Source organism: Agromyces sp. Root1464 (assembly GCF_001427265.1).
Lineage (GTDB): Bacteria > Actinomycetota > Actinomycetes > Actinomycetales > Microbacteriaceae > Agromyces > Agromyces fucosus.
This window is the reverse complement of the sequence record NZ_LMFU01000001.1, coordinates 751,379-771,571: the sequence shown is the minus strand read 5'-3', so window position 1 is coordinate 771,571 and position 20,193 is coordinate 751,379. Positions and strand designations below refer to the sequence as shown.

Genomic DNA, 20,193 nt, shown 5'->3' with positions numbered 1-20,193 from the left:
ACGAGGGAATTCAGGCCGTCGTTCTCGCGGGCGTCGGCGAAGAGAACCGGGACGAATGGCTCGACCGGGGCGGCCGGTTCGCGGCGGCGGCGTCCCGGTACGAACCGAGCGGGCGGGCTCAGCCCGACTGGCGCACTACGAGCTCGGTCGGCAGGATCGTCGCCGACTCGACGTCTTCGCCGGCGATGAGGCGCACGAGCTTGCGTGCCATCTCGGCACCCATCTCGGACGACGGCTGCCGCACGGTCGTGAGCGGCGGCACCGCGGTGGCGGCGTAGCGGTCGTCGTCGAAGCCGACGACGGCGACGTCGTCGGGCACCGAGCGACCGGCGTCCGCGAGGGCGGAGAGGGCGCCCATCGCCATCTGGTCGTTGGCGGCGAAGACGGCATCGAGCTCCGGCGCGCGCTCGAGCAGTCGGTGCATCGCCGCGGCGCCGGAGGCGGCCGTGAAGTCGCCGAACTCGATGAGGTCGTCGGCGAGCCCGGCTCCGGTGACGACCGTGGTGAACCCGTGCAGGCGATCGACTCCGGGCGGCATGTCCTGTGGGCCGGCGATCGTCGCGATGCGGGTGCGTCCGGCACCGATGAGGTGCTGCGCGGCTGCCGTGGCGCCCTGCTCGTTGTCGACGTCGACGGTGTACCCGCTCGACTCCTCGGGGTCGAGCGGTCGCCCGCCGAACACGAGGGGCAGTGAGCGCGAGAGGTGCGCGAAGGAATGGTCACCCGTGTGATGCGAGACGACGAGCGCGCCGTCGACGTTGCCGCCGAGCAGGTAGCGCCGGGTCTTGTCGGGGTCGAGCTCCGACTCGATGAGCATGTTCAGGGTGTACTCGGTGCCCGCCAGTGCCAGCGCGGCCCCCTGCACGATCGAGGCGAAGAACGGGTCATCGAAGACGCGGGCGGCCGACTCGGGAACGATGAGGGCGATCGCCTGGGTGCGCCGGCTCGCGAGCGATCGCGCTGCACGGTTCGGCACGTAGTTCAGGGCCGTGATCGCGGCCTGCACGGTCTCCACGACCTCGGGGCTCACCTTCGGCGAGCCGTTGACGACCCGGGAGACCGTGGCGCGAGAGACGCCGGCCTGAGCCGCGACCATCTCGAGGGTCGGCGCGTGGCCGGCCGGAATGCTCCCCCTCATCGTGGGCCCCTTCCAGTGCTCCGGTTCACCCCACGATAGTCGTCGCGGCGAGCTGCCTCTTCGCGTTCGCGATCAACGCCGCGAACGCGTGCGCGCTGTCCTTCGGCGTCCGCTCGAACGTGTCGTAGTCGACGCGCACGATGCCGAACCGCTTCTCGTAGCCCCAGGCCCACTCGAAGTTGTCGAGCAGCGACCAGACGAAGTACCCGCGCACGTCCGCGCCCTGCTCGATCGCCTCGGCGATCGCATCGACGTGGTCGAGCACGTACCGGGTGCGCTCGAGGTCATGCACGGCGCCGTCGGCCGAGACGACGTCGTCGTAGGCGGCGCCGTTCTCCGTCACGAAGAGCGGCGGCAGGTTCGGATACTCGGCACCGAGCCGCACGAGCAGGCGGGTGAGGCCCGCGGGGTTGACCTCCCAGTCCATCGCCGTGCGGGGCAGCCCCCGAGACGGCATCGAGACGTATTCGCTGCCGGGGAACGGCGAGCGGCCCGGCCGGTCGGTCGGTCGCAGGGATGGCGCGGCATCGGCGGGCAGCGGATGTCCCGAGACGTTGTCGTCGTGGTAGTGGTTCACGCCGAGGAAGTCGATCGGCTGCGAGATCTGCGCCAGGTCGCCGGGCAGGATCCGCTCGTCGAGCCCGAACTCCCGCACGTCGCCGAGCAGGTCGTCGGGGTACGCGCCGAGCAGCAGGGGGTCGAGGTACATCCGGTTCCAGAGGGCGTCGATACGGCGTGCGGCCTCGAGGTCGACCGGGTCGGCGGGATCGTTCGGCACCGCGTTCGTGAGGTTCAGCGTGATGCCGAGCCGGATGTCGCGCCCCGCGCCAGATTCCGAAGACGCTGCCGCGAGGCCCCTGAGCCGCTCGACGGCGAGGCCGTGCGCGAGGTGCTGGTGATGCACGGCTGCGAGCCCCGCGACCGGGTCGTTCAGGCCGGGTGCGTGCTCGCCCCCGACGTAGCCGATGAGCGACGAGCAGAGCGGCTCGTTGAACGTCGTCCAGTGCGTGACGCGGTCGCCGAGTGCGCCGTACACGGCCTCGGCGTAGTCCGCGAAGCGGTACGCGGTGTCGCGGTTCGCCCAGCCGCCGCGCTCCTGCAGGGCCTGCGGCAGGTCCCAGTGGTAGAGCGTGAGCCACGGCAGGATGCCGGCGCCGAGCAGTTCGTCGACGAGCCTCGAGTAGAAGTCGAGTCCCTCCTGGTTGACGCTCCGACCGCCGGGCACGACCCGCGCCCAGCTCGTCGAGAACCGGTAGGAGTCGAGGCCGAGCCCGCGCATGAGCGCCACGTCCTCCGGCATGCGGTGGTAGTGGTCGACCGCTCGGTCGGGGGTGTCGCCGCCGGCGACGGCCCCGGGGACTCGTGCGAAGGCATCCCAGATGGAGTCCTCCTTGCCGCCTTCGTGCGCGGCGCCCTCGATCTGGGCCGCGGCGGTCGCCGAGCCCCAGATGAAGTCGGCCGGCCAGTTCCGTCGGAACGACGCGTGATTCTCGTTCAACCCTTCACAGCTCCTTGCATGATTCCCGAGATGAGTTGCTTGCCCGCGATGACGAACAGCACGAGCAGGGGGATGGTGGCGAGCACCGCGCCGGTCAGCACGACGGAGTAGTCGACGTAGTACCCCGACTGCAGTTGGCTGAGCGCCGTCTGCAGCGTGGGGTTGGTCGGGCTCAGCACGATGAGCGGCCACAGGTAGTCGGTCCACGCCATCATGAAGGTGAAGAGGCCGAGGATCGCCATCGCGGGCCGAGCGGCGGGCAGTGCGACGTTGAAGAAGGTGCGGATCTGGTTCGCGCCGTCGACGCGGGCGGCCTCGATGAGCTCGTCGGGGATGACGTCGACGAGGTACTGCCGCATGAAGAACACGCCGAAGGCGGTGACGAGCGTCGGCACGATGACGGCGCCGATGGTGCCCGTCCAGCCGAACTCGCGCATGACCATGAACAGCGGGATGATGCCGAGCTGCGTGGGGATCGCCATGGTCGCGATGACGAACACCATGAGTCCGTCGCGGCCGCGGAAGCGGAGCTTGGCGAACGCGTATCCGGCGAGCGTCGAGAACGTCACGACCGAGATCGTGATGACGGACGAGATGATGATCGAGTTGCCGAGGGCGAGCCAGAACGGGATCGCGTCGAGCACCTTGGTCGCGTTGGCGAGGAAGTTGCCGCCCGGCAGGAGCGGGAGCGTCTCGCCGCGGGTGGCGTTCGTGCCGCTGCCGACGACGACCGACCACCAGAGGGGGTAGGCGCCGCCGATGATGAACGCGGCGAGCAGCCCATAGGTGAGGAAGCCGGGACGGCTGCCGATGCCGGCCGTGCCCATCGCGCGACGGCGGCCGTTGCCGCCGTCGCCCCAGCGGGGACGCGCGGGTCGATCGGGTTCGACGTCGTCATCGATCATCACCGCGGGGATGGGTTCGGGGATCAGGGTGCTCATGCCGCTCCTCCTCGGGTGGCGCGTTCGCGTGCACGGCGCGCGCGGCGGTCGGGTTTGTCGCCGCCGGTGGCGATGCGCCGGGAGATCAGGAAGTTGATGAGGCCGAATCCGACGATGAGCAGGAACAGCAGCCAGGCGACGGCGGCGGCCTCGCCGAAGTCGCGGCGGAAGAAGGCGAGCTCCCACATGAACAGCACGGTCGTCTGGAACTGTCGATCGCTGCCGCCGATGCCGCCGGCGGTCGAGACGTCGAAGAGGCGCGGCTCGGTGAAGATCTGCAGGCCGCCGATCGTGGCGGTGATGATGACGAAGATGAGCGTCGGGCGGATCGAGGGGATCGTGATCGAGAAGAAGCGGCGAACGGCGCCGGCGCCGTCGATCGCGGCCGACTCGTAGAGATCGCGCGGCACCGACTGCATCGCCGCGAGCAGGATGAGGGCGTTGTAGCCCGTCCAGCGGAAGTTGACCATCGTGGCGATCGCGATGTGGCTGAGGAAGGTGTCGTGCTTCCACGCCTGGTCGGGGATGCCGAAGACGTTGAGGATGTTGTTGACGAGGCCGTCGGCCTCGTTGAACGCGCTCGAGAAGATGATCGCCACTGCGACGGGGGTCACGATGTAGGGCAGCAGGACGCTCATGCGCCAGAAGGTCGGCGCGCGCAGGCCCTGGTCGAGCAGGTACGCGACGATGAGGGCGATCGTCAGCTGGGGGATCGACGACAGCAGGAAGATGCTGATCGTGTTGCCGATCGAGTTCCAGAACATGGAGTCGCCGAGGATCTCGACGAAGTTCTCGAACCCGACGAACGGCCCCTGGCCCTTCAGGAGGTCCCACTCGTGCATCGAGACGACGAGCGTGTAGCCGAGCGGGAAGAGGCCGACGAGGGCGAAGAGGATGAAGAAGGGCGAGACGTAGAAGTACGGGCTCGCCTTGACGTCGAAGCGCGAGAGGCGCTGACGGAAGGTCAGGGGTTCGGATGCCGCGGATCGGCGCTGCGGCGTCGGGGTCCCGCTCGCGGGGGGCCGAATGGTCGTGGTCATGCGAAGTCCAGTCGTGGGAGTTGGCGGGGGAGGGATGTCCCTCGGGCGACGTGCCCGAGGGACATCCGTACCGTGGCGGGGTTACTCGCCGACGAGCTCGTGGAGCAGCTCGATCGCCTGGTCCCATGCGGCGGTGCCGTCGACCTCGCCGCGGTCGAGCGCCGACAGCGCCGGGCCGAAGACGTTCTCCTGGATCACGGAGTCGTCGGGGCCCTTGAACTGGGCGACGACGCCCTCAGCGCGAGCGGCGAGGATGGCGCCCGTGGGTGCGCCGTTGAAGAACTCGTTCGGCGTCGCCTCCGAGGCGAGGGTCTCCTGTGCTTCGACCGTGCTCGGGAAGTTGCCTGCGGCCGCCGACTGCTTCACCTGCTGCTCCGGCTGGGTGAGCCAGTCCGCGAGCTTCGCTGCGGCTTCCTTGTGCTCCGAGGTCTCGGGGACCGAGAGGAAGGCGCCGCCCCAGTTGGCTGCGCCACCGGGGAAGACGTCGGCGAAGTCCCAGCCGGTGGAGGCGTCGCCGCCGCCGGTCTCGACCTGGCCTTCGACCACGCCGAGCATCCAGCCCGGGCAGACGAAGGTCGCGAAGGTGCCGTCGACGAACGACTTGCCGCCGTTCCAGTCCCACGCCGCCTGGGCAGCCGAGAGACCGTCGTCGACCGCGCCCGAGAGCAGGTCGAAGTTCGCCTTGAGGTCCGCGTTGTCTTCGACGTTCAGTTCGCCGTCGCTCGTGTAGTACCCCTCGGGCATCTGGTTGACCATCGAGTTCCAGACGAAGCCCGAGTGGTCGAACCAGGCCTTGCCGGTCGCCTGCTGGTACTGGCGTCCGACGTCGAAGTAGTGCGCCCAGTCGCCGTTCAGCAGTTCGGCGACGCTCTCGCGGTCGCTCGCGAGGCCGGCAGCCTCGAGTGCCGGGCCGTTGTAGCAGATGCCGCTCGGGCCGATGTCGGTGCCGTAGCCGATGACGCGGCCCTCGGGGTCGGTCGCCTGCTCGTACTTCCAGTCGACCCAGTCGGCCTTGCGGTCGTCGATGCCGTACTCGGTGAGGTCGACGAACTGGTCGGAGACCTCCATGATCGCGCCGAGCCAGCCCTCCTCGATCGCGACGACGTCGGAGAGGCCCGAGCCGGCGGCGAGCTTGGTGAAGGCGTCGGTGCGGGCGTTGCCGCCCGTGTCGATGTTGGTCGCCTCGATCGTGACGCCGGGGTTGGCTTCCTCGTACTCGGTGTAGAGGTCGTCGTATCCGAACGTGCCGAACGTCGTGACGGTCAGTGTGATGTCGCCGTCGGTCTCTTCGCCGCCGCCGGACGAGCAGGCGGAGGCGAGGAGGGCGATGGTCGCTGCGCCGGCAACGGCTGCGGCGACCTTCGTGTGGCGTGAGAGCTTCACGGTCACTCCTTTGTGTGTGCGTGGACGGGAATGTGCGCAGCGTGAGAGCGCTCTCTTCCCAACCGGTGAGAGCGCTCTCACGATTCGAGAGGTGACTCTATGCAGTCGTCCGGCAAAAGTCAAGAGAGCGCTCTCACGCCGTGTTCCCGTCGCTGGCCCGCGCGTTCTCTTCGGGCATCGGAGGCGGGCTCTGGTGGGCGGTCAGCAAGCCCCGCGTAGACTCGAACGGTGTCATCGAGTGAACGCCAGCACCCGTCCGACGAGGCGCAGCAGAAGCGTCGTCTCGTGATCGCCGGCTCGCTGAGCCTCGCCCTGCTCGCCGTCGCCGTCGTCGTGATCGGCGCGGTCGCGGGCGGTTCGGCCGCGGGTTCGCCCGGCGCCGGGGCATCCGATTCGGCCGAGAGCGCGACCCCACGTCCGGTGTCCGGCGCGGCGCAGGAGCCCGCCGCCGTCGACACCTTCGACCGCACGGCGCACTCCCTCGACGACCCGAACAGCATCTGGGTGGTCGTCGACAAGCTGCGCCCCCTGAATCCACAGGACTTCGAGCCCGACGACCTCGTCGACGTCGACGTGCCGCACACCTGGGACCCGATGATGCGACAGGAGGCGGCCGACGCGGTCGTCGCGATGTTCCAGGCCGCGTCCGACGAGGCCGACCTGACGCTCGCGTCGAACAGCGCGTTCCGCTCGTACAGCGCCCAAGAGGAGATCTACGACGGCGACGACCTGCTGACGGCCCGGCCCGGGTTCAGCGAGCACCAGACCGGCCTCGTGATGGACATCGGCGCCGAGAGCGGCGACTGCTCGCTCGACGCGTGCTTCGCCGACACCGCAGAGGGCGTCTGGCTGCGCGACAACGCCTGGCGCTTCGGCTTCATCCTGCGCTACCCGGCCGACAAGACGCCCGTCACCGGCTACGAGTTCGAGCCGTGGCACTTCCGCTACGTCGGGGTGCCGCTCGCGACCGAGATGCACGAGACCGGCATCACGACGCTCGAGGAGTTCTTCGGCCTGCCCGCAGCGCCCGAGTATGAGTGAGCGCGTGCCGCATCGCGGCCTCTCGCTCACGGTGCTGGTCGTCAACCAACTGCTCGCGGGCGTCGGCGTGGCCTCGGGCATCGCCGTCGCCGCGCTCCTCGTCGAAGAGCTGACGGGCGTCGTCGCCCTCGCGGGCCTCGCCCAGTCGGCGAGCGTGCTCGGGGCCGCGATCGTCGCAATCCCGCTCGCGCGGCTCGCGGTCCGCTCGGGCCGCCACGTGGCGCTCGCGACGGGCTATGCGCTCGCGATGACGGGCGCCCTGCTCGTGATCGCCGCCGCTGCGAGCGGCTGGGTTCCCCTCGTCTTCCTCGGCCTGGCGGCGTTCGGTGCCGGCAGTGCCGCGGGCCTGCAGGCGCGCTTCGCCGCGACCGAGGTCGCGGCCGCGGGGTTCGAGGCACGCTCGATGTCGATCGTGCTCTGGGCGACCACCATCGGCTCGGTCGCGGGGCCGTTGCTGTCGGCCACGGGGAACGCCGTCGGCATCGCGCTCGGCCTGCCGCCGCTCGTCGGCCCGTTCCTCTTCTCGGGCGTCGCGTTCGCGCTCTCGACCCTGCTCGTTGCCACGCTCCTTCGGCTCCCGAAGCCGGGCACGATGGCGACGGATGCCGCGAGCAGCGCTCCCGACGCCGCCGGGACGCAGGCCGATGAGCTCGCCCCCGACCGCGTCGTCGACGCCGGGGGAGCGGCGCCCGCCGCCGAGCCCATCGGGGCGTGGGCCGCGTTCCGCATCGCCGTGCGAGAACCGCGGTCGCTCTTCGCGATCCTCGCCATCGTGTGCTCGCACACCGTCATGGTGGGCGTCATGGTGATGACCCCGGTGCACATGACCGCCCACGGCCTCTCGCTCTCGCTCGTCGGCGTCGTGATCAGCATCCACATCATCGGCATGTACGGGGCGAGCCCGCTCGTCGGCTGGCTCGCCGACCGCATCGGCCCGCCGCGCGTGATCGTGATCGGCGTCGGCATCCTCACGGCGGCGGCGCTCATCGGCATCCTCGCGCCCGCCGACGACATGCTGCTCGTGCCGCTCGCGCTCGGCCTCCTGGGCCTCGGCTGGTCGTGCGGACTCATCGGCGGATCGACGCTGCTCACGACCTCGGTCGAGCCGTCGATCCGGGTGCCGTTGCAGGGCGCCACCGACGCCGCGATGAACCTCGCGGCCGCGGCATCCGCTGCACTCTCGGGGGTCGTGCTGGGAGCCGCGGGCTTCGCCGGAGTGAACGTCGTCGCGCTGCTCGTGCTCGTGCCGCTCATCGTCGCCGGGCTGCGTGCCCGCCGTGCCGGGCTCAGCGAGGCGGGTCGACGCGCTCCCGTGAGCTGAGTGCCTCGAGCAGTGCGGCCGCGGTGGCGGCGTCGTCGACGGTCACGACGAATCGCCGACCGCCCCGACGCGTGACCTGCAGCGCCTCGCCGGCGCGGAGCACGATGCCGAACGCGCCGTCGGGTGCGATGCGGATGCCCCAGCCGCCGAACTCGGCGGTCGGGTGCACGTTCCTGACGGACACCGCCTCGACTTCGGCGAGCGGCACGCTGAAGCGCGGGACGCCGACGGGGGAGCGCACGAGGAGGCCGCGGTCGTCGACGCGGACCCGGAACACGAACGTCGTGACGGCGAGGAGCACGAGCAGCACGGTCACCCCGAGCATCACCCACCAGGCCGTCGAGCCCGCGGCGGCGACGACCGCGGTGCCGATCGCGAGGGCGACGATGCTCAGGATGATCGCGACCACGGCCGCTGGGGCCATGGCCGTCGTGCGCACCCACATCGCCCGCTCGCCGGCGGCGAGGTCGAGCGGTTCGACCGTGCGAGCCGGGGTGCGACCGTCGGTCGTGACGTTCGGCTGCGCGAACCATGCGCCGACTCCCGCGCCGACGGCGAGCAGCCCGCTCACGAGCAGCGGCCATCCGACGCCGGGGGCGTCCTGCGGGTCGGCGAGTCCGCGCTGCATCCCGAACGTCCAGGTGATGCCGACGACCAGCAGCACGTTGGTGCCGATCGAGAGCGCGCCGAGCAGCCGCAGCATCGGCCCCCACTGGCCGTCGCGCGTGCCGACGAACATGATGCCCGCGAAGAGCGCTGCGAGGCCGAACCCGAGCACGGCCGTGGCGAGTGGGACGACCCAGGCGGGACCGAATCCATCGGGGCCGCTCCCGCTCCAGTGCGTGGCGACCGTCGGCGGAACGTCAGGGAGCCAGGCGACCATGAGGGCGACGGCGACGAGGGTGATGGCGGCCGGCAGCGCGCAGCCGATCAGCAGGAAGCGGCGGCGGGCGATGCGGACGTCGGCGTGCGCGGTCATCGGTAGGTCTCCTTCACGAGGGCGGCGAGGGTGTCGGCGGCGAGGCCGAGGGTGCGCGCACGCGCGACCAGCGCGGCGATGTCGTGGTGCAGGTGCGCGAGGGGCTCGACCGCATCGGTGACGACGGCCCCTCGGCCGCGCCGCATGTCGACGAGTCCCTCGTCGCGGAGCTGCTGGTAGGCGCGCAGCACCGTGTGCAGGTTGATGCCGAGCGAGCCGGCGACATCACGGGCCGAGGGCAGGCGGTCGCCCGCGGCGAGTCGTCCCGCGGCACCGTCGGCGTGCACGGACGCGACGATCTGGGCGAAGATCGGCGTGTCGCTCGCGGGGTCGACTCGGATCAGCATGCGGTGAACCTTTCAAACTGTTCTATAAATACTAGAACAGTTTTGATCAGCCCGCGCGCACGGGGGCCGGATGGTCGGTCGCGGCCCCGGATTTCCGGCGAGAGCGCGCTCTCACCGGCTTCCCAGAGTTTGAGAGGCTTCCTCACAAATTCGCGTGATGGGGTGTCAACCGCCCCCCGATCACGTACCCGGAATCCCCCCGCCTGTGCCCTTCGCCTTCTTCTCGTCTGCCTCCACGCCCGCTGAACTCCCCGCACGACGCCGCTCGACGTATCGCGCTCCGTCATCGGGGGCCGCTGCACTCCCCGGCGAATCCGCGACGGATGCCGTCACCGCGGCGACGTCCGACGCCGGTGCTTCGGCCGCTGGTGCTTCCGCCGACGCCGGTGCTGCGCGCGCCGACAGCGCCGACAGCGCCGAGCTCGAGCGTCGCGCCGAACGCCGTGCGCGCCACCGAGCCGAGCGCGTGCGCAACCGCCGCCCGTCGAGCGGCGCGCCCCGCAGGTTCATGGCGCTCGGCTGCGCGAGCGCGATCCTGAGCGTCAGCGCGTTCGGCGCCGTCGCCGCGGCATCCGCCGATGACGAGACGCGGCTCGCCGCGGCTCAGGAGGCCTCGATCACCTCGGCCGCATCCGCCGCCGAACGCGACGTCATCAGCGCGCCGGTCTCGATCGCGAAGCGACCGACCGTCACGAGCGGGCTCTCGACCGCAGCTGCGCCGTTCACCGGCGGCACGCAGGTCACGGTCGCCGGCGAGCAGCTCGACCAGGTCGCCCAGGTGGCCGTCGGCGGCGTTGCGGCTCCCATCGTCGCCGCGACCGCCGAGCAGTTGACCTTCCAGGTGCCCGCAGTCGCCGACACCGCCCTCGGCGCCGTGGCCGTGGCGTTCACGGATGCCTCGGGCGCCCCGGTCGCCGTCGCCACCCCCGGCACCGCGACCGTCGCCGGTGCCGCGGCTCCGGCCTCACTCGCCGCCCAGCTCACCGAGATCGACGAGGCCGCCGTGTACGCGCCGACCACGTCCCTCACGCTCACGTACACCTCGAACCCCGCGATCGACGCCCAGGTGGGCTACGTGCTCACCTATTGGAGCAGTTACAACACCGCGCAGTACACCGTCTTGAGCGGTGTCGACTGCGCGAACTTCACGAGCCAGTCGCTCGTCGCCCGCGGCTGGGCCATGGACGCCGGCTGGTACTACGACCAGGCGACCGGCGCGATGTCGCCGAGCTGGTCGAGCTCGACCGCGATGCGCGACTGGCTGTACGGCCGCCCCGACCTCGCGACCCCGCTCGACGACTCGCAGCGCGGGCTCGTCAAGGTCGGCGACATCGCGCAGTTCGACTGGGACGGCTCGGGCGATCGCGACCACACCGCCGTCGTCACCCGGGTCGAGCACGGCGCGAACGGCACGACCGTCTGGGTCGGCGGCCACACGAAGGACGCCGACTACTGGAACGTCGACGAGGCGCTCGCCTCGGGCGGCGGCAGCGTCACCTACTTCTCGCTGAAGTAGGCCGCTCAGCCCCCGAGCGCCCCGTCGACGATCGCCTTCGCCTCGGCCTGCACGAGCCGCAGGTGCTCCGGCCCCTTGAACGACTCGGCGTAGATCTTGTAGACGTCTTCGGTGCCGCTCGGGCGGGCCGCGAACCACGCGTCGGCCGTCTCGACCTTCACGCCGCCGATCGCCGCGCCGTTGCCGGGTGCGTGCGAGAGCTTCGCCGTGATCGGCTGGCCCGCGAGCTCCGTCGCCGGGATCGCGTCGCCGTCGAGCTTGCCGAGGGCCGCCTTCTGGGCAGCGGATGCCGCGGCATCCGTGCGCTCGTAGGCGGGGTCGCCGAACCGCTCGACGAGCTCCGCGTAGAGCGCCGACGGCGACTTCCCGGTGACCGCGCGGATCTCGGATGCGAGCAGGCAGAGCAGGATGCCGTCTTTGTCGGTCGTCCAGACGGTGCCGTCGAAGCGCAGGAACGAGGCGCCCGCGCTCTCTTCACCACCGAAGCCGACCGAGCCGTCGACGAGTCCGGGCACGAACCACTTGAAGCCGACCGGCACCTCCCAGAGGCGACGGCCGAGCGCCGCGGCGACCCGGTCGATCATCGAGCTCGAGACGAGGGTCTTGCCAATCGCGGCATCCGCTCGCCATTCGGGTCGGTGCGCGAACAGGTACTCGATCGCGACGGCGAGGTAGTGGTTGGGGTTCATGAGTCCGCCGTCGGGCGTGACGATGCCGTGCCGGTCGGCGTCGGCGTCGTTGCCCGTGAGGATGTCGTATCCCTCGTGCGCGAGCACCGAGGCCATGGCGCTCGGCGATGACGGGTCCATGCGGATCTTGCCGTCCCAGTCGAGCGTCATGAACGACCAGGCGGGGTCGACGCGCTCGTTCACGACGGTCAGGTCGAGCTCGTAGCGGTCGCGGATCGCGCCCCAGTACGAGACGGATGCCCCGCCGAGGGGGTCGGCCCCGATGCGGATGCCGGATTCGCGGATCGCGTCGAAGTCGATGATGTTCGCGAGGTCGTCCACGTAGTTGCCGCGGAAGTCGTAGGTCTCGACGCCGCTCGGCTCGGCCTGCTTGACGTCCTTCAGGCCGCCCGCGATGAGTTCGTTGGCGCGGTCGGCGATCCACTTCGTGGCATCCGAGTCGGCGGGCCCGCCGTGCGGCGGGTTGTACTTGAACCCGCCGTCTTGGGGCGGGTTGTGCGACGGCGTGATGACGATGCCGTCGGCCTCGCCCTCTGCGCGCTTGGCCGGGTCGTTGTTCCACTTCAGGATCGCGTGCGAGAGCGCCGGCGTCGGCACGTAGTCGTCGAACTCGTCGGCGAGCACGCGCACTCGGTTGGCGACGAGCACGTCGAGTGCGGTCGTCTGCGCCGGGGCGCTCAGCGCATGCGTGTCGGCGCCGATGAACAGGGGGCCGGTGATGCCCTGCGAGGCGCGGTACTCGACGATCGCCTGCGTGATCGCGAGGATGTGGTCTTCGTTGAACGCCGTGTTGAAGGCCGAGCCGCGGTGGCCCGAGGTGCCGAAGGCGACGCGCTGCTCGGGCACCGAGGCATCCGGATGCAGCTCGTAGTAGGCCCTCACGAGGGCCTCCACGTCGATGAGGTCGGATTCGATGGCCGGGGTGCCTGCGCGCTCGTGCATGCGACCAGTCTGGCACCGAGCGGCGGCTCAGACGAGGGCGTGCACCGCAGTGGCGATCGAGTAGATGGCGAGCCCGGCGAGCGCGCCGACGACGGTGCCGTTGATGCGGATGAACTGCAGGTCGCGCCCGACCTGCAGCTCGAGCTTCTCGGTCGTCTCCCGGGGATCCCAGCGTTCGACGGTCTCGGTGATGACCCCCGCGATCTCGTGGCGGTAGTTGCGCACGACGTAAGCCGCGGCATCCGTCACCCACGCGTCGACCTTGCCGGCGAGCTGCTCATCGACGACGAGGCGTGCGCCGACCTCGACGACCGCCGAGGTGAGGCCGGCCCGCAGCTCGCTCGACGGGTCGGCGAGCGCGGCGTCGAGCGTCGCCTTCACCGAGGCCCACGCCTCGCCGGCGAACTCGCGCACGCGCGGGCTCGCGAGCAGCTCGGCCTTGAGGTTCTCGACGCGCGCGATCATCGCCGGGTCGTGCTGCAGCTCATCGGCGAGCTCTGCGAGGTAGCGGTCGATCGCGAGGCGCAGCGGATGCGCGGGATCGGCGCGCACGGCGCGCACGAACGCGAGCACCTCGCGGGAGGCGCGGTCGTCGACGAGCCGGTCGACGAAGCCGGGAAGCCAGCGGGGGAGACGGTCGGAGACCATGCTGCCGAACGCCTCGGGATGCGCCTCGAGCCACGCCTCGGCCTTCTCGAGCACGACGTCGACGGCCGCGCGCTGCTGGTCGGCGGCCACGAGTTGGGCGCCCACGCGGCCGATCGCCGGAGCCCACTCGGGCTCGAACAGGTGCCGGCGGGCGAGCCGCTCGATCACGTCCTCGACGTCGTCGTCGCCGAGCAGGGTCAGCACGCCGCGTGCGGCGACGGATGCCTCGGCGGTCAGCCGCTCGGCATTGGCGGGCGTCGCGAGCCAGCCGCCGAGCCGGCGGGCGATGCCGATCGAGCGGAGCTTGCCGAGCACGACCTCGTCGGAGAGGAACTCGTGCTCGACGAACGCGCCGAGGGTCGCGCCGATCTCGTCCTTGCGCCTCGGGATGATCGCGGTGTGCGGGATGGGGATGCCGAGCGGATGACGGAACAGCGCCGTCACCGCGAACCAGTCGGCGATCGCGCCGACCATGGCGCCCTCGGCGGCCGCGCGAACGTAGGCGAGCCACGGCACCTCGTCCTGCAGCGAGAACGACACCGCGAAGACGACCGCCGCGACGACGAGCAGCCCGGCCGCGACGCGCTTCATGCGTCGCAGCGCCGCGAGCCGTTCGGCATCGGTGGGCACGGTCCGGTTCGCGTCGATCGTGGTCATCGGTCCCTCCTCACGTGCGAGGCGCTCCGCGATCGAACCGCGTCGCACGGTGTCGACGCTAGCCGCTCGCCCATGACCCGGTGGCTAGGCTGGCCTGCATGACGGATGCCGCGCCCACACCGCCCGAGGAGACCTACTCCTACCTGGGGCCGGCGGGCACGTTCACCGAGGCGGCGCTGAAGCAGGTCGCCGCGGCATCCGGAAAGCACTGGCGCGGCGTCAACAACGTCGGCGAAGCGCTCGCCGACGTCACGAGCGGTCGCTCGACGGCCGCGATGATCGCGATCGAGAACTCGGTCGACGGCGGTGTCTCGGCCACGCAGGACGCCCTCGCGACCGTGCCCGGCCTCCGCATCCTCGGCGAGTACCTCGTGCCGGTGAACTTCGTGCTCGTCGCCCGGCCGGGCACCGCGCTGGCCGACGTTCGCGTCGTGAACGCCCACCCCGTCGCCTACGCCCAGTCGCGCGGGTGGCTCGAGCGCGAGCTACCGAACCACGGGCACATCCCCGCGACGAGCAACGTCTCCGCCGCGGCATCCCTCTTCGAAGGCAGCCAGGCCGACGCGGCCGTCGCGCCGCCCGGCATCACCGACCACCTCGACGTCGACGTGCTCGCCCGCGACATCGGCGACAACCCCAACGCCGTCACGCGCTTCGTGCTCGTCAGCCGTTCGCGCGAACTGCCCGAGCCGACCGGCGCCGACAAGACGAGCCTCATCGTCGAGCTGCCCGACGACGAGCCGGGCGCCCTGCTCGCGATGCTCGAGCAGTTCTCGACCCGGGGCGTGAACCTCTCGCTCATCCAGTCGCGGCCCATCGGCGATGCCCTCGGCCGCTACCGCTTCGTCGTCGACGTCGATGGGCACATCGCCGACGAGCGCGTCGCCGACGCCCTGCTCGGCCTCAGGCGCACGAGTCCCAATGTCATCTTCCTGGGCTCGTATCCGCGGGCCGACGAGCAGACGGTCGCCTACCACTCGAAGTACGATGACGGCATCTTCATCGAGGCGCGCGACTGGCTGCGGGGCCTCTTGAGCGGCGAACCCGACTGATCGGGAAGCCCTGACCCGAGGAGTTCTGTGAGCGAAGGCGCCACGACCGGAATCGATCCGCGGTTCGACCCGCGCTATCAGCGCGGGTACACCGGGCACGCGGGCTCGGATGCCGCCACCCGAGCGGATGCCGCCGCCGCGCCGCTGCCGGCGGTGTCACGGGTGCCCGAGCCGCCGGAGTCGATGCGTTCGCTGATCGCCCCGTCGCGCGATCGCGGGGTCGATCCCGCCGGAGCGCTCGCGGAGCGGCCGGTGGCCGGCGATGACGGCCCCGAGGCGTTCGCGGGGTGGATCGCCGAGGCGGAGCCCGCCCCCGAACCCGGAGTCGACGTGCCATACCTCGCGGGCTGGGCGGTGTCGGCGGTGGCCATCGCGATCGGGGCCGCGCTCTTCTGGGCGGGCATCTCGAGCGCGAACTACTTCGGGCCTTCGAACGAAGCCGATCGCCTGCTCCAGACGGTCTCGTGGAGCGTGGCACCGACGCTGGTGGAGGTCGGATGCCTGGGCGTCGTGGTGATGCTCGTGTGGAGCGGCATTCGGCGTGCCCGTACCCAGGTGGGACCCCGCCCTCCTCGGGGTGTCGAGGCGACCATGGCTTCAGATGTAACCGCGGAGCGACCATGATCGCCCGACTCGCGACGAATCCTGCCGTGATCCTGCTCGTGGTCGTGGCCGTACTCAGCGCTGTCGTCGCCGTTTGGGGCGTCCAGATGCTGGCGACCGATCAGGGGATCATGACCGAGGGCGAGCCGACCGAGGAGCAACTGTGGCAGCTCCGGATGATCCGCGTCGCCAACTTCGTCCCGCCGATCGGGACGTTCGTCGGAGTGGCAGCAGTGCTCGGCATCCTGGTGATCGCCTCCGCGAGCAGGAGTCGGACTGCTCATCCGGACCCGAGGGGCTGACGTGACCGACGACCCTGCGAGCGGTCTCGATCCGCGGTTCGACCCGCGCTACCAGCGCGGGTACTCCGGGCGGGAGACGGATGCTGTGCCGGTCGCGCCTGCGGAGAAGCCGATCGCCGACCCTCGCGATCCGGTGCCGGTGCCGGTGACCGCCGCAGAGACGGTGGCGGCGCCCGTGCCCGTGCCCGAGCCCGCAGCCCCGGCCCCGACGGCTGGTGCGACATCCGATCCCGATCCGCTGCCCGTGTCGGTCGAGACGCGCGAGGACTCCGACGTGTTCGCCCCCGAGCCCGGGGCCTCGGGCCCGTCGGTGCGCGCCTGGCTCATCGCCGGATGGGCGGTCACGGCGGCGGTGTTCGCAGCCGGGGCTCTCCTGTCGTGGATCGTGAGCTCCGACATCGGGTACTCGACGGGATCGTTCTCGAACGAGGACCAGTGGCTCAGGGAACTCGGCTGGACGCTGGCACCGTCACTGCTCACGGCCGGCGCGATGGGCGTCGTCGTCGTGACCGCGGTCGCAGCGCTCATGCCCACCCGGGGCGACGACGCGGCCACCGAGGGCGGTGGTCCGCGGTTCGGTCGAGGGGCCGCGTGGTGGGCGCTCGTCGGCATCGCCGCGGTCGCCGTCATCGGGGTCGTGTGGGCCATCGGCAGGGTCTTCGAGGGGTCGAACGCGAACGGCAGCCTCATGCTCGACGGGAACGGGAACCCCGCCGACGTCGCCGATCAGGCAGAGGTGTTCGCCCGGATCGAGCTCGGCCAGTTCGCCCAGTCCCTCGTCGGATCGCTCGCGCTCGCCGCGATCGCGGCGTTCGTGGCGCTCGTCGCGGTCGAGGTGCGACGCGCGACGCTCACCGCGGCACGCGCACGATCAGCGCCGCCGGATCGACCGTGAACCGCGCCGCGGTCACGAGCCCGAACTCGTCGCCGTCGATCTCGAACTCCTCGGCGTCGCCCTCGATCTCGAGGTCGACGGCGCGACCGCGCAGGTAGACGATCTCGCTGCGCCGGTTGCCGCCCGTGAGGTCGAGGAACTGCCGGCCGAGGGCCGACTTCCGCAGCACCCGGTTCTCCCAGGTGACCTTGCGCCAGATGAGGAGCCAGCCGAACAGGTTGCGCGGCGCCAGCACGACCACGTCGAGGCGCCCGTCGTCGATCTCGGCGTCGGGGATCAACTCGATGTTGCCCGGCAGGTAGCCGAGGTTCGCGACGAGGATGCTCGAGACCTTCGAACGGTGGTGCCGGCCGGTGTCGACCCGGTGCACGGCGCGGAACGGCTTCGACGCGGGCAGCGCCCGCAGGCCGGCGTCGACGTAGGCCAGCCAGCCGACGCGCTTCTTCAGATCGGGGTTCGTGTTCGAGATCATCGCGGCGTCGATGCCGATGCCGCTCATCACGAGCGAGACGTGGGTCTCCTCGCTTCCGTCGGGGCGAGTGACGTCGGCCACGATGACGTCGACGGCGCGGTCGAGGCCCGCGAAGGCGAGCACGACGGCGTCGGCCTGGTCGCTGACGGGGATCTCGAGGTTGCGGGCGAAGAGGTTGCCCGTGCCGATGGGCACGAGTCCGAGCGGCACGCCGGTGCCGCGCAGGCCGGCGGCGACCGAGCGCACGGTGCCGTCGCCCCCCGCGGCGATCACGAGGTCGACGCCCGCCTCGATCGCCTCGCGCGCCATGCCCTTGCCGGGGTCGTCGGCCTCGGTCTCGATCCACAGCGTCGGAGCGAAGTGCTGGCGCTCCTCGGCCGCGCCGACGGCGGCGCGGAGGGCCTCGACGCCCTGCTTCGTCGGATTGAAGATCACGGCCGCCCGCGGGCGTCGGCCCGCGACATCCGCTGCCCCCTGCTGTTCTGCCGTCACGCAGCCCACGGTATTGCATCGCGCCGTGAATTCACCCCGGCGGCCTGCGACCGCGTTCGGCGGAACCGCAGATCAGGCGGTCGGATGCCGCGGCTAGACTTGCTCGGGTGATCGATCCCGTGCTGCTTCGCGAGAACCCCGACCTCATCAAGCGCTCGCAAGAGCTCCGTGGCGAGTCCGTGGCGCTCGTCGACGCCGCGGTCGAGGCCGATGCCGCGAGGCGCACGGCCATCACGGTGTTCGAAGCGCTCCGAGCCGAGCAGAACGCCTTCGGCAAGCAGGTCGCGCAGGCGCCGAAAGACGCCAAGGCCGCCCTCGTGGCCGAGGCGCAGGAACTCGCCGCGCGCGTGAAGGCTGCGAACCAGGCCGCGGGCGACGCCGAGGCCGAGTTCACGCTCGCGGTGCAGCGACTCGGCAACATCGTCATCGACGGCGTGCCGGCCGGCGGCGAAGACGACTTCATCGTGCTGCGCGAAGTCGGCGAGATCCCGGCGTTCGATTTCGAGCCCCGTGATCACCTCGAGATCGGCGAGCTGCTCGACGCGATCGACATGCAGCGCGGTGCCAAGGTCTCGGGCGCGCGCTTCCACTACCTGAAGGGCATCGGCGCCCGACTCGAGCTCGCGCTCATGAACATGGGCCTCGACCGGGCGATCGCGGCGGGCTTCACCCCGCTCATCACGCCGACGCTCGTGCGGCCCGAGATCATGCAGGGCACCGGGTTCCTCGGCGCCCACTCCGACGAGGTGTACTACCTGCCCGAGCAGGAGCTCTACCTGACGGGCACGAGCGAGGTCGCCCTCGCGGGCTACCACGCCGACGAGATCATCGACGTGTCGAACGGCCCGATCCGCTACGCCGGCTGGTCGACCTGCTACCGCAGCGAGGCCGGCAGCCACGGCAAAGACACCCGCGGCATCATCCGCGTGCACCAGTTCAACAAGCTCGAGATGTTCACCTACATCGACCCGGCCGACGCCGAGGCCGAGCACGAGCGCCTGCTCGGCTGGCAAGAGGGAATGCTGCAAGACCTCGGGCTCTCGTACCGCGTGATCGACACCGCGGCGGGCGACCTGGGTTCGAGCGCAGCCCGCAAGTACGACGTCGAGGCCTGGGTTCCCACGCAGAACGCCTACCGCGAGCTCACCTCGACCTCGAACTGCACGACGTTCCAGGCGCGCCGCCTCGACATCCGCCACCGCACCGAGAGCGGCAAGACGGCGCCTGTCGCGACGCTCAACGGCACGCTCGCGACCACGCGCTGGCTCGTCGCGATCCTCGAGACCCACCAGCAGGCCGACGGTTCGGTCGTGGTGCCCGAGGCGCTTCGCGGCTACCTCGGCGGCCTCGAGGTGCTCGAGCCGATCGCATGAGCATCGAGCGGATGCCGCGGCTCGACGTCGACGAGCAGTGGTTCGTCGCGCTCGACGTCGACGGCACCATCATGCACGAAGACGGCTCGATCGACCCCGAGGTCGTCGTGGCCGTCGCCGCAGCACGCGACCGGGGCCACATCGTGACGCTCGCGACCGGGCGCTCGTGGGCGACGACCGCGCCCGTGCTCGAGCAGCTCGGCCTCACGCCCGAGTACGTGGTGTGCGCGAACGGTGCCATCACGATGCAGCGCGACGACTCGGCCCCCGGCGGGTACCTCCGTCGCCACGTCGAGACCTTCGACCCGACGCTCGTGCTCGAGCGCATCCGCGGGTTCCTGCCCTCCGGCAAGTTCATGGTCGAACTGCCCGACGGCTACCGCCTCTACACCGAGGGCATGACCGAGTGGAACCTCGAGAACGCCCGCGAGGTGCGCTTCGAGGAGCTGCTCGACCAGCGCGCGACGCGTGTCGTGGTCACGAGCCTCGAGCACGGACTCGATGAGTTCTTCGGCATCGTCGACCAGATGGGCCTGCACCACGTGAGCTACGCCATCGGCTGGACCGCCTGGCTCGACATCGCGCCCGACGGCGTCAACAAGGCGACCGCGCTCGAACGGGTCAGAGGGTGGCTCGACCTGCCGAACGACCGGGTGCTGGCTGCCGGCGACGGCCGCAACGACCTCGAGATGTTCGCGTGGGCGGGCGCTGCGGGCCGCGCCGTCGCGATGGGCCAGGCGCCCGACGAGGTGCGCGAAGCCGCGAACGAGGTGGGGGGCCCGGTCGACGAGGCCGGGCTCGCGGCGGTGCTCGACTCGCTGCCATGACGGCCGGGCCGCTGCGCGCGTGACGGGAACCTCCGAG

General features: G+C 71.0%; 19 protein-coding genes. 9 read left to right on the top strand and 10 right to left on the bottom strand.

What is annotated here, in order from left to right:
• Nucleotides 1–118: 118 nt before the first annotated feature.
• The 5 genes from ASD23_RS03540 to ASD23_RS03520 form a co-directional block, all read right to left on the bottom strand.
• The gene (locus ASD23_RS03540) at nucleotides 119–1,138 is read right to left on the bottom strand and encodes a LacI family DNA-binding transcriptional regulator (protein ID WP_056006297.1); all 1,020 of its coding nucleotides are present in this window, start codon (nucleotides 1,136–1,138) and stop codon (nucleotides 119–121) included.
• 25 nt (nucleotides 1,139–1,163) lie between these two features.
• Nucleotides 1,164–2,636, bottom strand: a complete 1,473-nt coding sequence (locus ASD23_RS03535) for a glycoside hydrolase family 1 protein (protein WP_056006294.1) — start codon at nucleotides 2,634–2,636, stop codon at nucleotides 1,164–1,166.
• Entirely contained in the window at nucleotides 2,633–3,463 is an 831-nt protein-coding gene (locus tag ASD23_RS03530; protein WP_235507651.1) for a carbohydrate ABC transporter permease, read from the bottom strand. Before ASD23_RS03530 ends, ASD23_RS03535 begins: the two co-directional genes overlap by 4 nt.
• 110 nt (nucleotides 3,464–3,573) lie before the next feature.
• The gene (locus ASD23_RS03525; RefSeq protein WP_056006291.1) at nucleotides 3,574–4,617 is read right to left on the bottom strand and encodes a carbohydrate ABC transporter permease; all 1,044 of its coding nucleotides are present in this window, start codon (nucleotides 4,615–4,617) and stop codon (nucleotides 3,574–3,576) included.
• A gap of 81 nt (nucleotides 4,618–4,698) precedes the next feature.
• A complete protein-coding gene (locus ASD23_RS03520; RefSeq protein WP_056006289.1) occupies nucleotides 4,699–6,000 on the bottom strand; it encodes an ABC transporter substrate-binding protein in 1,302 nt (433 codons plus the stop codon).
• Between the two features lie 228 nt (nucleotides 6,001–6,228).
• On the opposite strand from ASD23_RS03520, the gene ASD23_RS03515 reads away from it, so the two are divergent.
• Together ASD23_RS03515 and ASD23_RS03510 are read left to right on the top strand one after the other, a co-directional pair.
• Nucleotides 6,229–7,041: a M15 family metallopeptidase gene (locus ASD23_RS03515; RefSeq protein WP_056006286.1), complete on the top strand. Its 813-nt coding sequence runs from the start codon at nucleotides 6,229–6,231 to the stop codon at nucleotides 7,039–7,041.
• Nucleotides 7,034–8,362 carry an MFS transporter gene (locus ASD23_RS03510; protein WP_056006283.1) on the top strand — a complete coding sequence of 443 codons (1,329 nt, stop codon included), beginning with the start codon at nucleotides 7,034–7,036 and terminating at the stop codon, nucleotides 8,360–8,362. The genes ASD23_RS03515 and ASD23_RS03510 overlap by 8 nt, the downstream gene beginning before the upstream one ends.
• Here the strand turns inward: ASD23_RS03510 and ASD23_RS03505 are convergent.
• Nucleotides 8,328–9,341 (bottom strand): DUF1648 domain-containing protein, encoded by a 1,014-nt coding sequence (locus ASD23_RS03505; RefSeq protein WP_056006281.1) that lies wholly within the window; start codon nucleotides 9,339–9,341, stop codon nucleotides 8,328–8,330. The genes ASD23_RS03510 and ASD23_RS03505 overlap by 35 nt on opposite strands.
• A complete protein-coding gene (locus ASD23_RS03500) occupies nucleotides 9,338–9,688 on the bottom strand; it encodes a GntR family transcriptional regulator (protein WP_056006278.1) in 351 nt (116 codons plus the stop codon). The genes ASD23_RS03505 and ASD23_RS03500 overlap by 4 nt, the downstream gene beginning before the upstream one ends.
• A gap of 205 nt (nucleotides 9,689–9,893) precedes the next feature.
• On the opposite strand from ASD23_RS03500, the gene ASD23_RS03495 reads away from it, so the two are divergent.
• The gene (locus tag ASD23_RS03495; protein WP_056006275.1) at nucleotides 9,894–11,204 is read left to right on the top strand and encodes an amidase domain-containing protein; all 1,311 of its coding nucleotides are present in this window, start codon (nucleotides 9,894–9,896) and stop codon (nucleotides 11,202–11,204) included.
• 5 nt (nucleotides 11,205–11,209) lie between these two features.
• Here the strand turns inward: ASD23_RS03495 and pgm are convergent, their stop codons facing one another.
• Complete coding sequence (gene pgm, locus ASD23_RS03490; protein ID WP_056006272.1) at nucleotides 11,210–12,835, bottom strand: phosphoglucomutase (alpha-D-glucose-1,6-bisphosphate-dependent); 1,626 nt, start codon at nucleotides 12,833–12,835, stop codon at nucleotides 11,210–11,212.
• Nucleotides 12,836–12,862: 27 nt separating this feature from the next.
• The gene (locus ASD23_RS03485) at nucleotides 12,863–14,140 is read right to left on the bottom strand and encodes a DUF445 domain-containing protein (RefSeq protein ID WP_056006269.1); all 1,278 of its coding nucleotides are present in this window, start codon (nucleotides 14,138–14,140) and stop codon (nucleotides 12,863–12,865) included.
• Nucleotides 14,141–14,238: 98 nt separating this feature from the next.
• Between ASD23_RS03485 and pheA the strand changes: the two genes are divergently transcribed.
• Genes pheA through ASD23_RS03465 form a run of 4 tightly spaced genes read left to right on the top strand, consistent with a single transcriptional unit; the run spans nucleotide 14,239 to nucleotide 16,992 of the window.
• Entirely contained in the window at nucleotides 14,239–15,192 is a 954-nt protein-coding gene (gene pheA, locus ASD23_RS03480) for a prephenate dehydratase (RefSeq protein ID WP_056006266.1), read from the top strand.
• A 27-nt stretch (nucleotides 15,193–15,219) separates the two neighbouring features.
• Nucleotides 15,220–15,816: a hypothetical protein gene (locus ASD23_RS03475; RefSeq protein ID WP_056006262.1), complete on the top strand. Its 597-nt coding sequence runs from the start codon at nucleotides 15,220–15,222 to the stop codon at nucleotides 15,814–15,816.
• A 26-nt stretch (nucleotides 15,817–15,842) separates the two neighbouring features.
• Nucleotides 15,843–16,097: a hypothetical protein gene (locus ASD23_RS03470; protein ID WP_056006258.1), complete on the top strand. Its 255-nt coding sequence runs from the start codon at nucleotides 15,843–15,845 to the stop codon at nucleotides 16,095–16,097.
• Between the two features lies 1 nt (nucleotide 16,098).
• On the top strand, nucleotides 16,099–16,992 hold the full coding sequence (locus ASD23_RS03465) for a hypothetical protein (RefSeq protein WP_056006254.1): 894 nt from the start codon (nucleotides 16,099–16,101) through the stop codon (nucleotides 16,990–16,992).
• Here the strand turns inward: ASD23_RS03465 and ASD23_RS03460 are convergent.
• A complete protein-coding gene (locus ASD23_RS03460; RefSeq protein ID WP_056007767.1) occupies nucleotides 16,949–17,956 on the bottom strand; it encodes a diacylglycerol/lipid kinase family protein in 1,008 nt (335 codons plus the stop codon). The genes ASD23_RS03465 and ASD23_RS03460 overlap by 44 nt on opposite strands.
• A gap of 107 nt (nucleotides 17,957–18,063) precedes the next feature.
• Between ASD23_RS03460 and serS the strand changes: the two genes are divergently transcribed.
• Nucleotides 18,064–19,329, top strand: a complete 1,266-nt coding sequence (serS, locus tag ASD23_RS03455; RefSeq protein WP_056006251.1) for a serine--tRNA ligase — start codon at nucleotides 18,064–18,066, stop codon at nucleotides 19,327–19,329.
• Nucleotides 19,326–20,156, top strand: coding sequence for an HAD family hydrolase (locus tag ASD23_RS03450; RefSeq protein ID WP_235507617.1), 831 nt, complete (start codon nucleotides 19,326–19,328; stop codon nucleotides 20,154–20,156). The genes serS and ASD23_RS03450 overlap by 4 nt, the downstream gene beginning before the upstream one ends.
• Nucleotides 20,157–20,193 lie beyond the last annotated feature (37 nt).